General features: G+C 64.9%; 14 protein-coding genes. 5 read left to right on the top strand and 9 right to left on the bottom strand.

The annotated features are described in order from the left end of the window. Positions 1-58: 58 nt before the first annotated feature. A complete protein-coding gene (locus QX039_RS28170) occupies positions 59-1,198 on the bottom strand; it encodes an acyl-CoA dehydrogenase family protein (RefSeq protein WP_315773759.1) in 1,140 nt (379 codons plus the stop codon). 269 nt (positions 1,199-1,467) lie between these two features. Here QX039_RS28170 and QX039_RS28165 point away from each other — a divergent pair, with 269 nt between their 5' ends. Beyond that, on the top strand, positions 1,468-2,700 hold the full coding sequence (locus QX039_RS28165; protein WP_315773761.1) for an ABC transporter substrate-binding protein: 1,233 nt from the start codon (positions 1,468-1,470) through the stop codon (positions 2,698-2,700). A gap of 1,284 nt (positions 2,701-3,984) precedes the next feature. Here the strand turns inward: QX039_RS28165 and QX039_RS28160 are convergent. Further along, positions 3,985-4,755, bottom strand: coding sequence for a helix-turn-helix transcriptional regulator (locus tag QX039_RS28160; protein WP_315774205.1), 771 nt, complete (start codon positions 4,753-4,755; stop codon positions 3,985-3,987). Between the two features lie 199 nt (positions 4,756-4,954). Between QX039_RS28160 and QX039_RS28155 the strand changes: the two genes are divergently transcribed. The 4 genes from QX039_RS28155 (at position 4,955) to QX039_RS28140 (ending at position 9,606) form a co-directional block, all read left to right on the top strand. Then, positions 4,955-7,222: a marine proteobacterial sortase target protein gene (locus QX039_RS28155; protein ID WP_315774207.1), complete on the top strand. Its 2,268-nt coding sequence runs from the start codon at positions 4,955-4,957 to the stop codon at positions 7,220-7,222. A gap of 101 nt (positions 7,223-7,323) precedes the next feature. Next, positions 7,324-7,893, top strand: a complete 570-nt coding sequence (locus QX039_RS28150) for a class GN sortase (RefSeq protein WP_315774209.1) — start codon at positions 7,324-7,326, stop codon at positions 7,891-7,893. Positions 7,894-8,007: 114 nt separating this feature from the next. Then, positions 8,008-8,724, top strand: a complete 717-nt coding sequence (locus QX039_RS28145; RefSeq protein WP_315774210.1) for a DUF1614 domain-containing protein — start codon at positions 8,008-8,010, stop codon at positions 8,722-8,724. 57 nt (positions 8,725-8,781) lie between these two features. After that, the gene (locus QX039_RS28140) at positions 8,782-9,606 is read left to right on the top strand and encodes an MlaD family protein (protein ID WP_315774212.1); all 825 of its coding nucleotides are present in this window, start codon (positions 8,782-8,784) and stop codon (positions 9,604-9,606) included. A 28-nt stretch (positions 9,607-9,634) separates the two neighbouring features. Here QX039_RS28140 and QX039_RS28135 read toward each other — a convergent pair whose 3' ends face one another. The 7 genes from QX039_RS28135 to urtA all read right to left on the bottom strand — a co-directional run bounded on the left by QX039_RS28135 (position 9,635) and on the right by urtA (position 16,600). Continuing rightward, positions 9,635-9,976, bottom strand: coding sequence for a zinc ribbon domain-containing protein (locus QX039_RS28135; RefSeq protein ID WP_315774214.1), 342 nt, complete (start codon positions 9,974-9,976; stop codon positions 9,635-9,637). 96 nt (positions 9,977-10,072) lie between these two features. Further along, complete coding sequence (gene fmdA, locus QX039_RS28130) at positions 10,073-11,302, bottom strand: formamidase (RefSeq protein WP_315774216.1); 1,230 nt, start codon at positions 11,300-11,302, stop codon at positions 10,073-10,075. Between the two features lie 36 nt (positions 11,303-11,338). Then, positions 11,339-12,028: an urea ABC transporter ATP-binding subunit UrtE gene (gene urtE, locus QX039_RS28125; protein WP_315774218.1), complete on the bottom strand. Its 690-nt coding sequence runs from the start codon at positions 12,026-12,028 to the stop codon at positions 11,339-11,341. Between the two features lie 200 nt (positions 12,029-12,228). Further along, a complete protein-coding gene (gene urtD, locus QX039_RS28120) occupies positions 12,229-12,984 on the bottom strand; it encodes an urea ABC transporter ATP-binding protein UrtD (RefSeq protein WP_315759547.1) in 756 nt (251 codons plus the stop codon). Between the two features lie 10 nt (positions 12,985-12,994). Next, entirely contained in the window at positions 12,995-14,134 is a 1,140-nt protein-coding gene (gene urtC / locus QX039_RS28115) for an urea ABC transporter permease subunit UrtC (protein ID WP_315740602.1), read from the bottom strand. 34 nt (positions 14,135-14,168) lie between these two features. After that, positions 14,169-15,095 carry an urea ABC transporter permease subunit UrtB gene (urtB, locus tag QX039_RS28110; protein ID WP_315740603.1) on the bottom strand — a complete coding sequence of 309 codons (927 nt, stop codon included), beginning with the start codon at positions 15,093-15,095 and terminating at the stop codon, positions 14,169-14,171. Positions 15,096-15,337: 242 nt separating this feature from the next. Continuing rightward, positions 15,338-16,600, bottom strand: a complete 1,263-nt coding sequence (urtA, locus tag QX039_RS28105) for an urea ABC transporter substrate-binding protein (protein ID WP_315740604.1) — start codon at positions 16,598-16,600, stop codon at positions 15,338-15,340. Positions 16,601-16,620: the final 20 nt, after the last annotated feature.

Genomic DNA, 16,620 nt, shown 5'->3' with positions numbered 1-16,620 from the left:
GGCGTACAGCATGGATGCCCGGGTCAAGCCCGGGCATGACGAGCGGACAGAGTGCGCGTCACAATCCCATCTGCCGGCTGGCCAGATCCTTCATGATCTCCTCGGTGCCGCCGCCGATCGCATTGACCTTCACCTCGCGATAGATCCGCTCGACCCGGATGCCGCGCATGAAGCCGGCGCCGCCGAAGATCTGCACAGCTTCCGAGGCGCAGTAGGCCATCGTCTGCGTCGCCTGGTTCTTCATCATGCAGATCTCGGCGACCGGATTGTCGCCCTGTTCGAGCCGCCACGCCAGCATTTCCAGCATCGCCTGCGACGCCGCCACGCGCTGCGCCATGTCGACCAGCTTGTGCCTGATCACCTGGTGCTGCGCGAGCGGCTTGCCGAAGGTCTGGCGCTCCCTGGCGTAGGCGATCGCATCGTCGAGGCAGACACGGGCGAAGGCCGTGCAGCTCGCCGCCATGCCCATCCGCTCGCTGTTGAAATTGTGCATGATCAGCTTGAAGCCCTGCCCCTCCTCGCCGATCAGGTTCTCGACGGGCACGCGGCAGCCGTCGAAATGCAGGGTCGCGGTGTCCGACGCCCACCAGCCCATCTTGTCGAGCTTGGTGCGCGTCAGGCCCGGTGTGTCACCGGGAACCAGCAGCAGGCTGACGCCCGCCGGCCCAGGTCCGCCGGTGCGCACGGCGACTGTGATGTAGTCAGCGCGCATCCCCGAGGTGATGAACGTCTTCTCGCCGCTGACGACGTAGTGATCGCCGTCGCGGACCGCCTTGGTCCTGAGATTGGCAACGTCGGAGCCGCCGCTCGGCTCGGTGATCGCCAGCGCCGAGATTTTGCGCCCAGCAAGAATCTCCGGCAGCACGCGCGCCCTCACCTGCGGCTGCGCGGCGCGCGCGATCGGCGGCGCGCCGATCGTATGGCTCATCAGGCTGGCGCTGATGCCGCCGGCACCCGCACGCGCCAGTTCCTGCGACGACACGATCTTCATGAACTGGTCGGCCGGCACGCCGCCGAATTCCTCCGGGAAGCCGAGCCCAAGCAGGCCGATCTCCGCCGCCTTCAGATACAGCGCGCGCGGAAATTCTCCGGCCTCGTCCCACGTGCTCGCGAACGGCGCGATCTTCTTGTCGACGAACCGCCTGATGACGTCGCGGAAGGCCTCGTGCTCGGCCGTGTAGAACGGGCTTTTCGTCATGGCGGTGCCGGGAGGATCCTGCTTCGTGCGCGGGAGAAGATGCGCCGGAAACGCCCGTATCAACTTGCGTGGAGTGGCTGGCCGGCAAAATCACCTGCGGCGCGCCCGATCGGCCTCCGCCAGGTTCCCAAGGCCAGCGCCTGGACGCAAGACAGTGCATTGCACACATCTGCCCACTCGATTGCGGTGAGCGGCCTCCCATGGCCACCATCGCCGCAGGCCAAGAGCAAAAACGACAATCACGGAAATTCAATCGAGGAAGCCCAGGGATGTTGCCGATGACGACCAGGACTCTGCTCTCATTCGCGGCCGCGGCCGCCTTTTCCGTACTGGCGAGCCAGAGCGCGCTTGCGCAGAAGAAATACGACACCGGCGCCACCGACACCGAAATCAGGATCGGCAACGTCGAGGCGTATAGCGGCCCGGCCTCGGCCTACGGCATCATCGGCAAGACCGAGGAAGCCTACTTCAAGATGATCAACGATCAGGGCGGCGTCAACGGCCGCCGGATCAACTTCATTTCCTATGACGACGGCTACAGCCCGCCGAAGACGGTCGAGCAGGTGCGCAAGCTGATCGAGAGCGACGAGGTGTTCCTGGTGTTCAACGCGCTGGGCACGCCGACCCAGACCGCCGTGCAGAAATATCACAACGCCAAGAAGGTGCCGCAGCTGTTCCTGGCCACTGGCGCCAGCAAATGGAACGACCCGAAGGAATTCCCCTGGACCATGGGCTTCCAGCCGAGCTACCGCGTCGAGGCGCGGATCTTCGCCAAGTACATCCTCAAGGAGAAGCCGAACGCGAAGATCGCGATCTTTTATGCCAATGACGATTTCGGCAAGGACTACGTCCTCGGCATCAAGGAGGTGCTCGGCGACAAGGCCAAGACCATGATCGTCGCCGAGGAGAGCTACGAGACCACCGAGCCCTCGATCGATTCCCATATCGTCAAGCTGAAGGGAACCGGCGCTGACGTGTTCGTCAACATCTCCACGCCGAAATTCGCAGCCCAGACGATCAAGAAGATCGCCGAGCTGGAATGGAAGCCGATGCATGTCATGACCGACGTCTCGATCTCGATCGGCGCGGTGATGAAGCCCGCCGGCCTCGATGCGTCCGAAGGCGTGCTGTCCGCCGGCTATCTCAAGGATCCGTCGGACCCGCAGTGGAAGGACGACGAGGGCATGAAGAAGTTCATGGCCTTCATCGACAAGTACATGCCGGGCGCCAACATCTCCGACGCCAACCTCGCCTATGGCTATGCCGCGGCCCAGACCATGGTGCAGACCCTGAAGCAGTGCGGCGACACTCTCACCCGCGACAACGTCATGAAGCAGGCGGCCAGCCTGAAGGATTTTGCGCCCGACACCCTGATCCCCGGCATCAAGGTCAATACCGGCCCCAATGATTTCGCCCCGATCGAGCAGCTCAAGATGATGCAGTTCAAGGGCGGCAAATGGGACCTGTTCGGCGACATCATCAGCGCGGACGTGGGGGGATAGGCGGACAAGATCGTCCCGTGTGCTTCAGCCAACCCGTTTCGCTGGTCTGAGCACACGGGCTTGGCATTGGCCTCGCTCTCGCAACGACGGCAGTGTGCTCCCCTCCCCCTTGCGGGGAGGGGTTGGGGGTGGGGGTCCACGCGCACCGACCCGCATGAAGGCCCCCGCGCCTATCGACGTCGTCGCTCGATATATCAGGCGCTCTGGACCTCAGCCCCCCTCGCCCCTGCCGCGAAGCCGTGCTCGCGTCTCTCAGAGATCCTCCCTCATCACATCGAGCACGACTCGTTGGACCCCCACCCCCTCCCCGCAAGGGGGAGGGGAGCTGACCGACATCGCGGCAAGAGCCTGCTCTTCACGAAGAAAACCGATGTTCGGCTTGCCTCCGGATTCTGATAAAAATAATTTACTTGCGATTTTTCGGAATTCATGATTGTATCCCTGCATCCCGCCTCACCGCAGAGGGGCGTTGCGCGCGATCGTCACGACACGCGAGGTGGGGATGCGATGGCCGCGAGAGATCGCAGCATTCTCCTCAACGAGGATGCGGACGAACGATCGCTTGCGGACGTGAAGTCGCAGCGTCCTGACACCCCGATGCTGGTGTCCCGCGCAATGCGCAAGCATTGTCGCGAATGGTGGCCAACAAGCCCGGCGCACCAGGGAGACTGCGTATAAGCGTGAAGACCGTCGCGCAGGGAATGCCGGTTGAATCGGCTTTGCCTGTGGTACCTGCCGCCTGCATTTTTTGAGCAGGCGGGCCATGGGTGAGGCCTTCACCCGGCATTCCCTGCGCCCTCTGCATTTGAGGAGGGACGAACTGATCGCAGACCTCGGGCATGATGTGCCGCGGGAATGCGTCGACATGTCCGTCGTCTGCTGTTCGATCCGTTCTGCTGTTTAGGCCTTCTGCTGTTTGAGCCGTGAATCCGCCCACCCACCGCTGTCGTCCCGGCGAACGCCGGGACCCATACTCCGCGGCGGTTGTGTTGGGCAAAATGCCAATGACCAGCCAGCCTCAAACCCCTCCCTGGGGGTATGGGTCCCGGCGTTCGCCGGGACGACAGCGTATTTGTAGGAGCACCGCGTCTCCCACACGCACCGTCCTAGCGAACGCGGCGACGGAATCAGCTGCCGTAGGGTGGGCAAAGCGGACGCCCGCAGGGCGGTTGCGTGCCCACCGTCCGTCGGCGCATTCGGAGCGAATGGTGGGCACGGCGCGCGGTGGAGCGCAGCATGCAACACGCACCGGGGCGCGCCTTTGCCCACCCTACACCTAACAACTCACGGCACGCCTTGCACGAACAGTGCGAACGGCTCCTCGACCGTCTTGCGCAGATGCTCGCGGTACACCCCATAGTGTCGATCATCCGTGCCGAGTCTGCCGAAGCTCGGCTCCACCACATTGCGCAGCGGAAGCAGCGCGATGGGCGCCGCGATCGGCGTCAGCAGCGAGCCGCGGCCCGCCAAGAGCGTCGTGATGATGCCGTACATCTCGCCGGTGATGGTCGGCCGTGACACGGTGATCAGGCGGTGCTGACCGTGGCGGTTGGTGACGAGGTAGACGAAGCCGGACTGGTTGGGCACGGCGACCTCGCCGAATTGCGTGAACGCCGCATCGAGCCGCGCGCCCTCGCGAAACACCAGCGACGACGCCGCATCGTCCCAGGCGATGTCGGTGCGGTAGGCGTAGATCGCGTCCTTGTCGCCGAATGACGGCCGCAAGGTGACGTAGGTGCCCTCGATCCATTCCACCGCCCGCCGCGAATAGGAGCCGAGACTGTCCGGCGCGATGCCGCCGCTCGTGGCAGGCGCGGCGAGAGGCGCGCTCGGCGCCTTGCGCAGGGACATGCCGAGCGCCTGCTCCAGCCGGACGATGGTCGCCAGCGTGAACGGGCGGCGGCCGCCGAGCGCCTTCTCGAGGGTCGACAGGCTCAGCCTGGCCTGCTCGGCGAGGGCCTGCCGCGACATCCGGCGCCGCGCGATCTCCTCGCGGATCGTCTCCGCAACCTGCCGGCTCTGCTCGTCGGAAAGCTCGTTGTCCGGTATCGACATCCTGTCCCCTGCCATGTGGCGCGCGTCCTTTTAGCAGACGGACAAATCGGCACAAACCCGGACAGATCAGCCGCGCTCTCGACCGCCACCGGACAGGCGCGGGCGGGCCGCGGCCGAACAAGACCGACCATTCCGCTCGCGGCGCTGGCGCGCTGCGCTCAGTGTCGGCAGGCCGAAATTGTTCGTTGCGGAGCCAATGATGAGCGAGACGATCGACCACGATATCAGAAGCAGCACCCATCCGGTCCGGTCGTGGATCGTGACCATGCTGCTATTCCTGCTGCTGCAGGCCGCCGCCGTGCTGCTGGTCGGCTTCACGGCGCTGTTTCTCAGCGTCACCCCTGGCTGGTCCGCCGAAGGGCCGCTGGCGCCGCTGACCAGGCCGGGCGATGCCCGCTCCGGGGCGCTGCTGTTCAAGAGCGACCTCGGTTACACCGAGGCGCCGCGGCTCGGCATCGATGTCGATATCGTCGTTTCAGGGCCGACGGCGCGGGCGCGCGTGACGCAGCTGTTCAAGAACACGAGCTCGCAATGGATGGAGGCGGTCTATGTCTATCCGCTGCCGCCGGACAGCGCGGTGGACACGCTGAAGATGATCGTCGGCGACCGCGTCGTGGTCGGCGACATCAAGCCGCGCCAACAGGCCAAGGTGATCTATGAGCAGGCCAAGCGCGACGGCAAGACCGCGGCGCTGACCGAGCAGGAGCGGCCGAACATCTTCACCAACTCGCTCGCCAATATCGGCCCCGGCGAGACCGTGCTGGTGCAGATCGAGTATCAGCAACCGGTGGCGCAGAGTGGCGGCGAATTCTCGCTGCGGGTGCCGCTGGTGGTCGCGCCGCGCTACAATCCGGCGCCGATCGTGCAGAGCGTCGATTTACGCCCTGATAGCAACGGCTGGGGCGCGGCGAGCAGCGATCCCGTGCCTGATCGCGACCGCATCTCGCCGGAGGTGCTCGACCCCGCCAAGAGTGATCCGGTCAACCCGACCAAGATCACGGTGCGGCTGCAGGCCGGCGTCGCACTCGGCGAGGTCAAGAGCCATCATCACCAGGTGACCATCGACAGCCCCGATGCGAACACGCGGGTCGTGACCCTGGCGAAGGGCGTGGTGCCGGCCGATCGCGATTTCGAGCTGACCTGGAAGCCGGCCACGACGGCGATGCCTACGGTCGGACTGTTCCACGAGCAGGTCGGCGATGCCGATTATCTGCTCGCCTTCGTCACGCCGCCTGCCGTGGCAGCGCCGGCGCAGCGGCCGCAGCCGCGCGACGTCATCTTCGTGATCGACAATTCCGGATCGATGGGCGGCACCTCGATCCGCCAGGCCAAGGCCAGCCTGCTCTATGCTCTGGGACGGCTGCAGCCGAACGATCGCTTCAACGTGATCCGCTTCGACGACACCATGACGGTGCTGTTTCCGTCCTCGGTGCCGGCCGATGCCGAGCATGTCGGCAGCGCCACCAGCTACGTGAGTTCGCTGGACGCGCGCGGCGGCACCGAGATGGTGCCGGCGATGCGCGCGGCGCTGACCGATGACGGCAGCGACAGCGACCGCGTGCGGCAGGTGGTATTCCTCACCGACGGCGCCATCGGCAACGAGCAGCAGCTATTCGAGACCATCACCGCAATGCGCGGCCGCTCGCGCATCTTCATGGTCGGCATCGGCTCGGCACCGAACACCTATTTGATGACGCGCGCCGCCGAACTCGGCCGCGGCGCCTTCACTCATATCGGCTCGGTCGAGCAGGTCGAGGAGCGCATGCGCGGCCTGTTCGCCAAGCTCGAGAACCCGGCCGTGACCGCTCTGACCGCGACGTTCTCGGAAGCCTCGGCCGATCTGACGCCCGCGGTGCTGCCCGACGTCTATCGCGACGAGCCGCTGGTGCTGGCGGCGAAACTCGACCGCCTCGCCGGATCGCTGCAGCTCAAGGGCCGCATCGGCGACCAGCCCTGGACCATCACGCTGCCGCTGTCAGGCGCCGCCGAAGGCAAGGGCCTCTCCAAGCTGTGGGCCCGGCGCAAGATCGGCGATGCCGAGGTGGCACAGACGATGCGGCAGATGACGTCAGAGGAAGCCGACGGCGCGATTCTGAAGCTCGCGCTGGAGCATCAGCTGGTGACGCGCCTGACCAGCCTCGTCGCCGTCGACAAGACGCCGCGGCGGACCGATGGCGAGCCGCTGAGGCTCGCCGAGCTGCCGATCAACCTGCCGGCGGGCTGGGACTATGAGAAGGTGTTCGGCGAGCGCGGTGGGATGCCGGCGATGCGGAAGGACCGCCGCGCCGAAGCCGACGGCGACGTTCAGCTCGCCGCGTTGAAGCGGCCGGTGGTGCCGGCGGCGCCTGCCACGATCACGCTGCCGAAGACGGCAACCGATGCCGAGCTCAGCATGCTGCTCGGGCTGGGGATCCTGATGCTCGAACTGATCTGGCTCGCCGCCCTTCGGCGGCGGGCTGCCAACTAACTAACGGCGTCATTACGAGGAGCAAAGCGACGACGCAATCCAGGGGCGACACGACGGCTCTGGATTGCTTCGCTTCGCTCGCAATGACAGATGGAGAGATGATGCCCCGCTTCCTCATCCCACTCGCGATCGCCCTGGCTGGCCTCGCCCTGTTCGGCCACGGCGCCCTCATCCACGCCAAGGCGATCGTCGCGCAGGTGCTGCTCGACCGCGCGTTCAGCGAGACGATCGCAACGGGCCGGCCGGTCAAGCCGTGGTCCTGGGCCGACACGGTCCCGGTGGCGCGGATCGAGATGAAGCGCCTCGGCGTCTCCACCATCGCGCTGGCCGGCTCCAGCGGCCAGGCGCTCGCCTTCGGCGCCGGCCATGTCGAAGGCAGCGCCGAGCCGGGCCAGCCGGGCATCGCGGTGTACTCCGCGCACCGCGACACGCATTTCCGCTTCCTGCGCGACATCAGGATCGGCGACGAGATCGACGTAATCAGGCGCGACGGCAAGGCCTTCCGCTACCGCGCCGATGCGGCCAAAGTCGTCCGCTTCGATGCCTCCGGCATCGATCCGGCGAGCGACGGCCCGGAGCTGGTGCTGTCGACCTGCTGGCCATTCGACGCTCTGACCGAGGGACCGGAACGCTACGCGCTGCATGCCACGCTGATCGCGGCGGACAGATGAACGCGCGCATCGCTGGGCTTGGGAACCCGGCGACGAATGCCCATTTGTCACCGTGTCGCCCGCGTGGGATGCTCCGTCGGCGACAGCCCGGTCCACATCTCAAGCGCTTTCGACATGCATTCCCAGGTTCAATATCTGCCGATCACGCCGGCCTTCTTCGCGATCCTGGTGCTGGCGTTCGGCGTCCTGATCGTCCTGATCCAGCTCGGCATCCTGCGCTACGCCTACATGAAGCTCGGCGTCAGCTCGGGCACCGCGATGCTGCTGCTGTTCGGATCGCTGATCGGCAGCTATTTCAACATTCCGATCACCATGCTGCCCGGGCAGGTCGCGCGCTCCGGCGAGATCATCGACTTCTTCGGCATGCAGTATGTCGTGCCGCTGGTGCATCAATGGCCCGGCACCCTCCTCGCCGTAAATGTCGGCGGCGCCGTGATCCCGACGATCATGTCGACCTATCTCGTACTGCGCTACCAGCTCTGGCTGCGCGCGGCGATCGCGGTGCTGGTGATCGCCGTGATCATCCACGCGATGGCAACGCCGGTGCAGGGCGTCGGCATCGCCGTGCCGGTGTTCGCGCCGGTCGTCGTGACCGCGATCCTGGCGTTCCTGCTGTCGCGCGAATATGCCGCGCCGCTGGCCTATATCGGCGGCTCGATGGGGACGCTGGTCGGCGCCGACCTGATGAACCTCGACAAGATCGGCAGCCTCGGCGCGCCCGTGGCCTCGATCGGCGGCGCCGGAACCTTCGACGGTATCTTCCTGACCGGGATTCTTGCGGTGCTGCTCGCGGGCCTCGCCGCCCCGTCCCGGCCCGGGCTCGCGCGCTGAGCTTCCAACCGGAAGACTTAACGGCTAAAATCGAGCAGAGGCAGCGACGGACACGGAATGCGCGCGATCAATCTCATCGTCGGAACCCTGACGATCGCGGCCGTTGCGGCCGGGATCAGCGGCGTCCTGATCAAGCAGAAGGCGCGGATCGCCCAGCAGCGCAGCGTCATGCGCGTCGTGTTCGACGGCGGCTCGGCGGCGGGCCTGCGCAAGGGCGGCCCGGTGAATTTCGACGGCGTGCAGGCCGGGCAGATCCTCTCGATCAACCTCGAAAGCCCGCGCAAAATCGTTGCCATGATCACGCTCGACAATTCGGCGCCGATCCGCAAGGACACCACGGCCGGCATCGAATTTCAGGGCCTGACCGGCATCGCCGCGATCTCGCTGGTCGGTGGCGCGCCGACGGCGCCGCCGGTGCCGTTCGATCGCGACGGGGTGCCGGTGCTGACGGCCGACCTCAAGGACCAGGAGACGATGGTCGAGACGGTGCACAACGTCGACAAATTCATCGTCAGCAATGCACCGGCCATCAAGGAGGCGCTGCAGACCTTCGAGTCCGAGACGGCGTCGCTGCAGGAGAAGACCGCAGCGATCGACGCCGCGATCGACAAGGCCGAGGACGTGTTCAAGGGCTTCGACACGCTCGTGACCAGGATCGACGGCGCCATTCCCGGCTTCGCGGACGGCAATCCCGGACAGCTGTTCGATCAGATCAAGTCGATGCGCGAGCTCGTCGACAGCTTCAAGCGCAAATCGGCCAAGGTGATCGACGAGAGCCGCAAGACGCTGCTCGACATCAGCGACGGCGCCAATGCGATGACTGTCAAGTTCGGCGGCCAGCCGACGGGTCCGGGTCCGCGCCGCGTGCCGGCGTCACGCTGAGGGACGGCGGATCGGCCGCCCCTCGCGTTCAGTGGCTGATCATCCACGGCCGCGCCGTCGGAAAGCCCTTGGCGCCGCTCCTGGTCTTGGTCATCAACCGCGGCGACTTCTTCGGCGAGCAGCAGCCGCAGCCCGGCCCATGCTTGGCCTTGTACTCGGCCACCGTCTGCGGCGCGTGGCGGCTGCGCTCATTGGTGGCCTGCGCCGTGCGCCGCTCCGCGGGCATGCAGGCGAAGGCGGGTGCGGTGAGGATCACGCGCGGCGCCATGTCCTGGCATTGCGGACAGACCTGCGGCTCATCACATTCAGCCATCGGGCGCATGTCGGTGAATGGTCCGCATGTATCACAGAGATATTCATAGACCGGCATCGTCTCGTCTCCTGCGCAACAATCATCTCCATCTCACGCGGCGGATGCGGGGCGGCGAAACCACTGCCGTCCCGCACCCATCGCGCAGGGAGACCGCTATTTGTCCGGCGAGATCGGCATCTGGATATCGCCCGTGATGTGCTTGATCGGCCCCGCCGCCGATGGCATCACGTCGAAGTCGAAGATCTCGGTCGGCAGCCACAAAGTGGCGCAGGCATTGGGCACGTCGACCACGCCGGAGATGTGGCCCTGCACCGGCGCGGTGCCGAGGATCGAGTAGGCCTGGGCGCCGGAGTAGCCGAACTTCTTCAGGTACTCGATGGCGTTGAGGCAGGCCTGGCGATAGGCGATGTGGACGTCGAGATAGTGCTGCTTGCCGGCCTCGTCGACCGAGATGCCCTCGAAGATCAGGTAGTCGCGATAGTTCGGCGTGATCGGCGACGGCTTGAAGATGGGATTCTTGATGCCGTATTTCGCCACGCCGTCCTTGATGATGTCGACCTTGATGTGCAGCCAGCCGGCCATCTCGATGGCGCCGCAGAACGTGATCTCGCCGTCGCCCTGGCTGAAGTGCAAATCGCCCATCGAGAGGCCGCCGCCGGGCACGTAGACCGGGAAGTAGATCTTCGAGCCGCGCGACAGGTCCTTGATGTCGCAATTGCCGCCATGCTCGCGCGGCGGCACGGTGCGGGCGCCCTCGGCACCGATCTTGGCCTTGGCGTCGCCCTTGGCCTGTCCGGCATGCGCGGTCGGCGCGAACGGCGGGTTGGCGAGACCGGGCACGCGGGTCGGGTTGGTGGCGATCAGCGCGGTCTCGCGCTCGTTCCAGGTCGCGAGCAGCTTCGGATCGGGCAGACAGCCGATCAGGCCGGGATGGATCAGGCCGGCAAAATTCACGCCCGGCACGTGACGCGACGAGGTGTAGAGGCCCTTGATGTCCCAGATCGACTTCTGCGCCAGCGGGAAGTGATCGGTCAGGAAGCCGCCGCCGTTCTGCTTGGAGAAGAAGCCGTTGAAGCCCCACAGGCTCTCCTTCAACGGACCGACGTCGAGCAGGTCGACGACCAGGAGGTCGCCCGGCTCGGCGCCCTTGACGCCGATCGGCCCCGACAGGAAGTGCACGATCGACAGGTCGATGTCGCGCACGTCATCGGCGGAGTCGTTGTTCTTGATGAAGCCGCCGGTCCAGTCGTAGGTCTCGATGATGAAATCGTCGCCGGGATTGACCCACTCCACCATCGGAATGTCCGGGTGCCAGCGGTTGTGGACCTTGTCGTTCTCATAGGCCGATTTGGTGAGATCGACCTTGATCAGTGTGTCTGGCATCAGAAGCTCCCCTTGTTGCTTGCTTGGACGGAGTGGTTAGACGGACAGATATTTCGAGACCTGCGCGGCATCGACGGACTCGCGCGGATCGTCGCGGACGATCTCGCCGTTCTCGATCACCAGCACGCGGTCGGCGATGTCGAGCGCGAAGCTCAGCACCTGCTCCGAGACGACGATCGACAGCCCCTTCTCGTCGCGGATGCGCTTGAGGGTGCGCGCCATGTCCTTGATGATCGACGGCTGGATGCCCTCGGTCGGCTCGTCGAGCAGCAGCACCTGAGGCTTGGTCGCGAGCGCACGGGCAATCGCGAGCTGCTGCTGCTGGCCGCCGGAGAGATTGCCGCCGCGGCGGCCCTTCATCTCCAGCAGCACCGGAAACAGCTCGTAGATGTCGGCGGGCACCTCGGACTCGCCGGAGACGACGAGGCCGGTCTCGATGTTCTCCTTCACCGTCATGGTGGAGAAGATCATGCGGCCCTGCGGCACGTAGGCGAGACCCTTGGCGACGCGCTCATAGCTCTTCAGGCCGGACAGCTCGGTGCCGTTCATGTCGATGGAGCCGCTCTTGGACGGCAGGATGCCCATCAGCGACTTCATCAGCGTGGTCTTGCCCATGCCGTTGCGGCCCATGATCGCCACGATCTCGTTGGGCGCGACCTTGACGTTCAGGCCATGCAGCACCTCGCTCTGACCGTAGGCGACATGGAGATCGGAGATTGCGAGCATCAATGGCTCCTGCAAAGTGATGAACTTGGATGAGGCTGCAGCAACATCGGCAGTGTGCTCCCTCCCCCCTTGTGGGGGAGGGTTGGGGAGGGGGGTGGCCCCAAGCGAGACTGCCACCGTGGGCCCCCTCCCCTAACCCCTCCCCACAAGGGGGAGGGGAACGCAGCGTCATTCGAGGCGAACAGAATTGCGATCATCGCTCAATGCCCCAGATAGACTTCGACGACCTTGGGATCGTTCTTGACCCGCTCCATCGTGCCCTCGGACAGGATCTGCCCCTGGTGCAGCACCGTGACCTTGTGGGCGATGTCCTCGACGAACTTCATGTCGTGCTCGATGACCAGCACCGAGCGGTCCTTGATGATGCGGTTGAGCAACTCGGCGGTCTTGGCGCGCTCGCTGACGCTCATGCCGGCCACGGGCTCGTCGAGCATCAGCAGGTCCGGGTTCTGGATCAGCAGCATGCCGATCTCGAGCCACTGCTTCTGGCCGTGGCTGAGCTCGGCGGCCGAGGTCTTGAGACGGTCCTTGAGGAAGATCATCTCGGCGACCTCCTCGACGCGGTCCTTGACGACCGCGTCGCGCTGGAAGGTCAGCGAGCCGAACACGGTGCGGCCGCGCGGAAACGAGATCTCGAGATTCTCGAACACGCTGAGATCCTCGAACACCGACGGCGTCTGGAACTTGCGGCCCACACCCGCCTTGACGATCTCGTTCTCGCGCAGCTTCGTCAGCTCCTTGCCGCGGAACTGGATCGAGCCCGAGGTCGCTTTGGTCTTGCCGCAGATCAGGTCGAGCACCGTGGTCTTGCCTGCGCCGTTCGGGCCGATGATCACGCGGATCTCGTTCTCCTCGACATAGAAGGAGAGATCGTTGACCGCCTTGAAGCCGTCGAAGGAGACCGTGAGCGCTTCGACCGCGAGCAGGAAGTCCTTGGGCTGGTGACCGATGAGCATCGCTGTCTCCTCACTCTGCGGGGGCGCCGTTGGCGACGAGCCCGCCATTGCCGGATTTCTTGGTGCGGGACGCCAGCAGGCGATCGATGCGCGGCTGCACGTGATCGCCCCAGATCCCGGCCAGCCCGTTCGGGAAGGCAAGGACCACCGCAATGAAGAGCGCGCCGAGGCCGAACAGCCAGAGCTGCGGGAAGGTTTCCGACAGGCTGGTCTTGGCGAAGTTGACCAGGATCGTGCCGTAGACCGCACCGAAGATCGACAGCCGGCCGCCGACCGCGGTGTAGATCACCATTTCGATCGACGGCACGATGCCGACGAAGGACGGCGACATGAATCCGACTTCCAAGGTGAACAGGGCACCGCCGACCGCGGCGAACACTGCGGCAGCGCAGAAGGCAAAGATCTTGAAGTTGGCGACGCTGTAGCCGGAGAAGCGGACCCGATCCTCCTGCTCACGCATCGCCACTAGAATGCGGCCGAGCTTGGTCAGGCGGATGAACTGCGCCACCAGGATGGCGACGAACAGCAGGAACACTTCGACGAAGTAGAGGATGAGTTTGGCGTGATCGGTGCGGATGTCCCAGCCGTGCAGGGTGCGCAGATCGGTGATGCCATTGATGCCGCCGGTATAGCCCTGCTGTCCCACGATCAGGATGGTCAGGATGGCCGCGATCGCCTGGGTGATGATCGCGAAGTAGACGCCGCCGACGCGCCGCTTGAACATCGCGGCACCGATGATGAAGGCGAAGATCGCAGGCACCAGGATGATCGCCGCCAGCGCGAACGGGAAGCTCTGGAATGGCTTCCAGAAGAACGGCAGCTGCGTCAGCTGATTCCAATCCATGAAGTCGGGGATGCCCGGCGTCGACTGGATCTTGGTGTTGGCGACGCTAGAGGCCTCCAGCTTCAGGAACATCGCCATGCAGTAGCCGCCGAGGCCGAAGAACACGCCCTGGCCGAGGCTCAGGATGCCGCCATAGCCCCAGCACAGCACCAGGCCGATCGCAACGAAGGCGTAGGTCAGATATTTCGCGACCAGGTTCAGGCGGAACACATCGAGCGCCAAGGGCAGGATGACGACGAGCAGGAGCAGCAGCGAGACGAAGCCGATGAGTTCTGATCTGTTGAAAAAGCGCGAGTTGATGATCATGACCGTGCTTTCTTGTTGGGCTGTCGGAGCTGGCTCACTTGCGGACCTTGAGGGCGAACAGGCCCTGCGGCCGCATCATCAGGATGGCGACGATCGCAAGCAGCGTGAGCACCTTGGCCATCGAGCCGGACATGAAGAACTCCATGGTCGACTGCGCCTGGGAGATGGTGAAGGCGGAGGCGATGGTGCCGATCAGGCTGGCGGCGCCGCCGAACACGACGACCAGGAAGGTGTCGACGATGTAGAGCTGTCCGGCCGTCGGACCCGTCGAGCCGATCATGGTGAAGGCCGAGCCCGCGACGCCGGCAATGCCGCAGCCGAGGCCGAAGGTGTAGCGGTCGACCTTCTCGGTGTTGATGCCGACGGCGCCGGCCATCACGCGGTTCTGCACCACGGCGCGAACCTGCTTGCCCCAGCGCGACAGGAACAGGACGTAGGCCACCACGAGCGTGATCAGGATGGTCAGGCACATCACAAACATGCCGTTGATCGGGATCTGGATGGCGTCGGTCGCCTGCCAGGAGCCCATCATCCACTCGGGGAGCTCGACGCCGACCTCGCGGGCGCCGAACACCGAGCGGTAGGCCTGCTGCAGGATGAGGCTGAGGCCCCAGGTCGCGAGCAGTGTATCGAGCGGCCGCTTGTAGAGTCGGCGTATCATCGCCCATTCGACCAGCATGCCGAGCGATCCGGAGGCGATGAAGGCGAATATCATCGCGACGAAGAAGTAGCCGGGAAACAGCGAGGGGAGGAAATGCTGGAAGGCGTTCGACGTCATCCAGGTGACGTAAGCGCCGAGGATCATGAACTCGCCATGCGCCATGTTGATGACGCCCATCTGGCCGAAGATGATGGCGAGCCCCAGCGCCATCAGCACGTAGACCGAAAACAGGATGAGGCCCGCGAAGCCCTGCATCGCGAAGATGGCCCCGAGGTCGCCGATGGAATAGTCACCGAACATGATCCGTCCTCTCGTGATGCCCTGCTGCAAAATGGATCGGCGCCGGCACAGCGTGTCCGCAGCCAAGATCGTTCCCTCCCCCCTTGTGGGGGAGGGCTAGGGAGGGGGGCCTCCACGACGAGCTGTGGGTGGGGTACCCCCCTCCCCCATCCCTTCCCCACAAGGGGGGGAGGGAGCGCACTTCCCGCGCAGCAGCGTCAGCGATCTCATTCGCCTGTTGCTATGAGACGCGACAGATCAGCTTACTGGTAGCCCTTCGGGAACGGATCTGGCTCGACCAGGTCGGCGGTCTCGTAGATCAGCTCGTACTGACCGTCCGCCTTGGCGCGGCCGACGCGGGTCTTGGACCAGAGATGGTGGTTCTCGTGGATCCGCACGTAGCCTTCCGGCGCGCCCTTGAACTCGATGCCAGGCGAGGCGGCGGCGACCTTGTCGATGTCGAAGCTGCCGGCCTTTTCCACCGTCAGCTTCCACAGCCACGGACCGAGATAAGCGGCTTGCGTCACGTCGCCAATGACGGTCTTCTCGCCCCACATCTTCTTGAAATCGGCGACGAAGGCCTTGTTGTTCGGATTGTCGAGCGACTGGAAATATTTCATGCAGGCATACGCGCCCGCGATGTTCTCACCGCCGATGCCGTCGATCTCGTCCTCGGTCACGGAGATGGTGAGCAGCGTCTGCTTCGACATGTCGATGCCGGCGGCCTTGAGCTGCTTGTAGAACGCGACGTTCGAGCCGCCGACGATGATCGCGTAGATCACATCCGGCTTGGTCAGCTTGATCTTGTTGATGACCGAGTTGAACTGAGTGTGGCCGAGCGGGAAGTATTCCTCACCGACGACCTTGGCGCCCTGCAGATGGCCCTCGATGTGCTTGCGCGCGATCTTGTTCGAGGTGCGTGGCCAGATGTAGTCGGAGCCGAGCAGGTAGAAGGTCTTCGCGCCCTTGGTCTTGTTGACCCAGTCGAGGCCGGCGATGATCTGCTGCGTGGCCTCCTGGCCGGTATAGATGACGTTCTTCGACTGTTCGAGGCCTTCGTAGAAGGTCGGGTAATACAGCATGCCGTTGTACTGCTCGAACACCGGCAGCACCGCTTTGCGCGAGGCCGAGGTCCAGCAGCCCATGACGGCGGCGCATTTGTCGTTGACCAGCAGCTTCTTGGCCTTCTCGGCGAAGGTCGGCCAGTCGGAAGCGCCGTCCTCCTGGATATACTTGATTTTGCGGCCGAGCACGCCGCCGGCGGCATTGATCTGCTCGATGGCGAGCTTCTCGGCCTGCACCGAGCCGGTCTCCGAGATCGCCATCGTGCCGGTGACCGAATGCAGAATGCCGACGGTGACTTCGCTATCCGTGACTGCAAGGCCGGTGGTGTTGACTGCAGAGGTTGCAGGGCCGGCGCCGAAGGACGGCCGCGGCATCATGGCGAGCGCCGGGATCGCGGCCATTCCCATCAGCAATTGGCGCCGAAGTGGCGACTTCAGGCCCTTTTTGGTTTCGTCTGACATGAGCACCCCATTCATTGGTT

The sequence above is a fragment of the Bradyrhizobium sp. SZCCHNR1043 genome (genome assembly GCF_032489675.1).
Lineage (GTDB): Bacteria > Pseudomonadota > Alphaproteobacteria > Rhizobiales > Xanthobacteraceae > Bradyrhizobium.
Note: the sequence above shows the minus strand (reverse complement) of the source record. Positions and strands in the feature narration are given on the sequence as shown.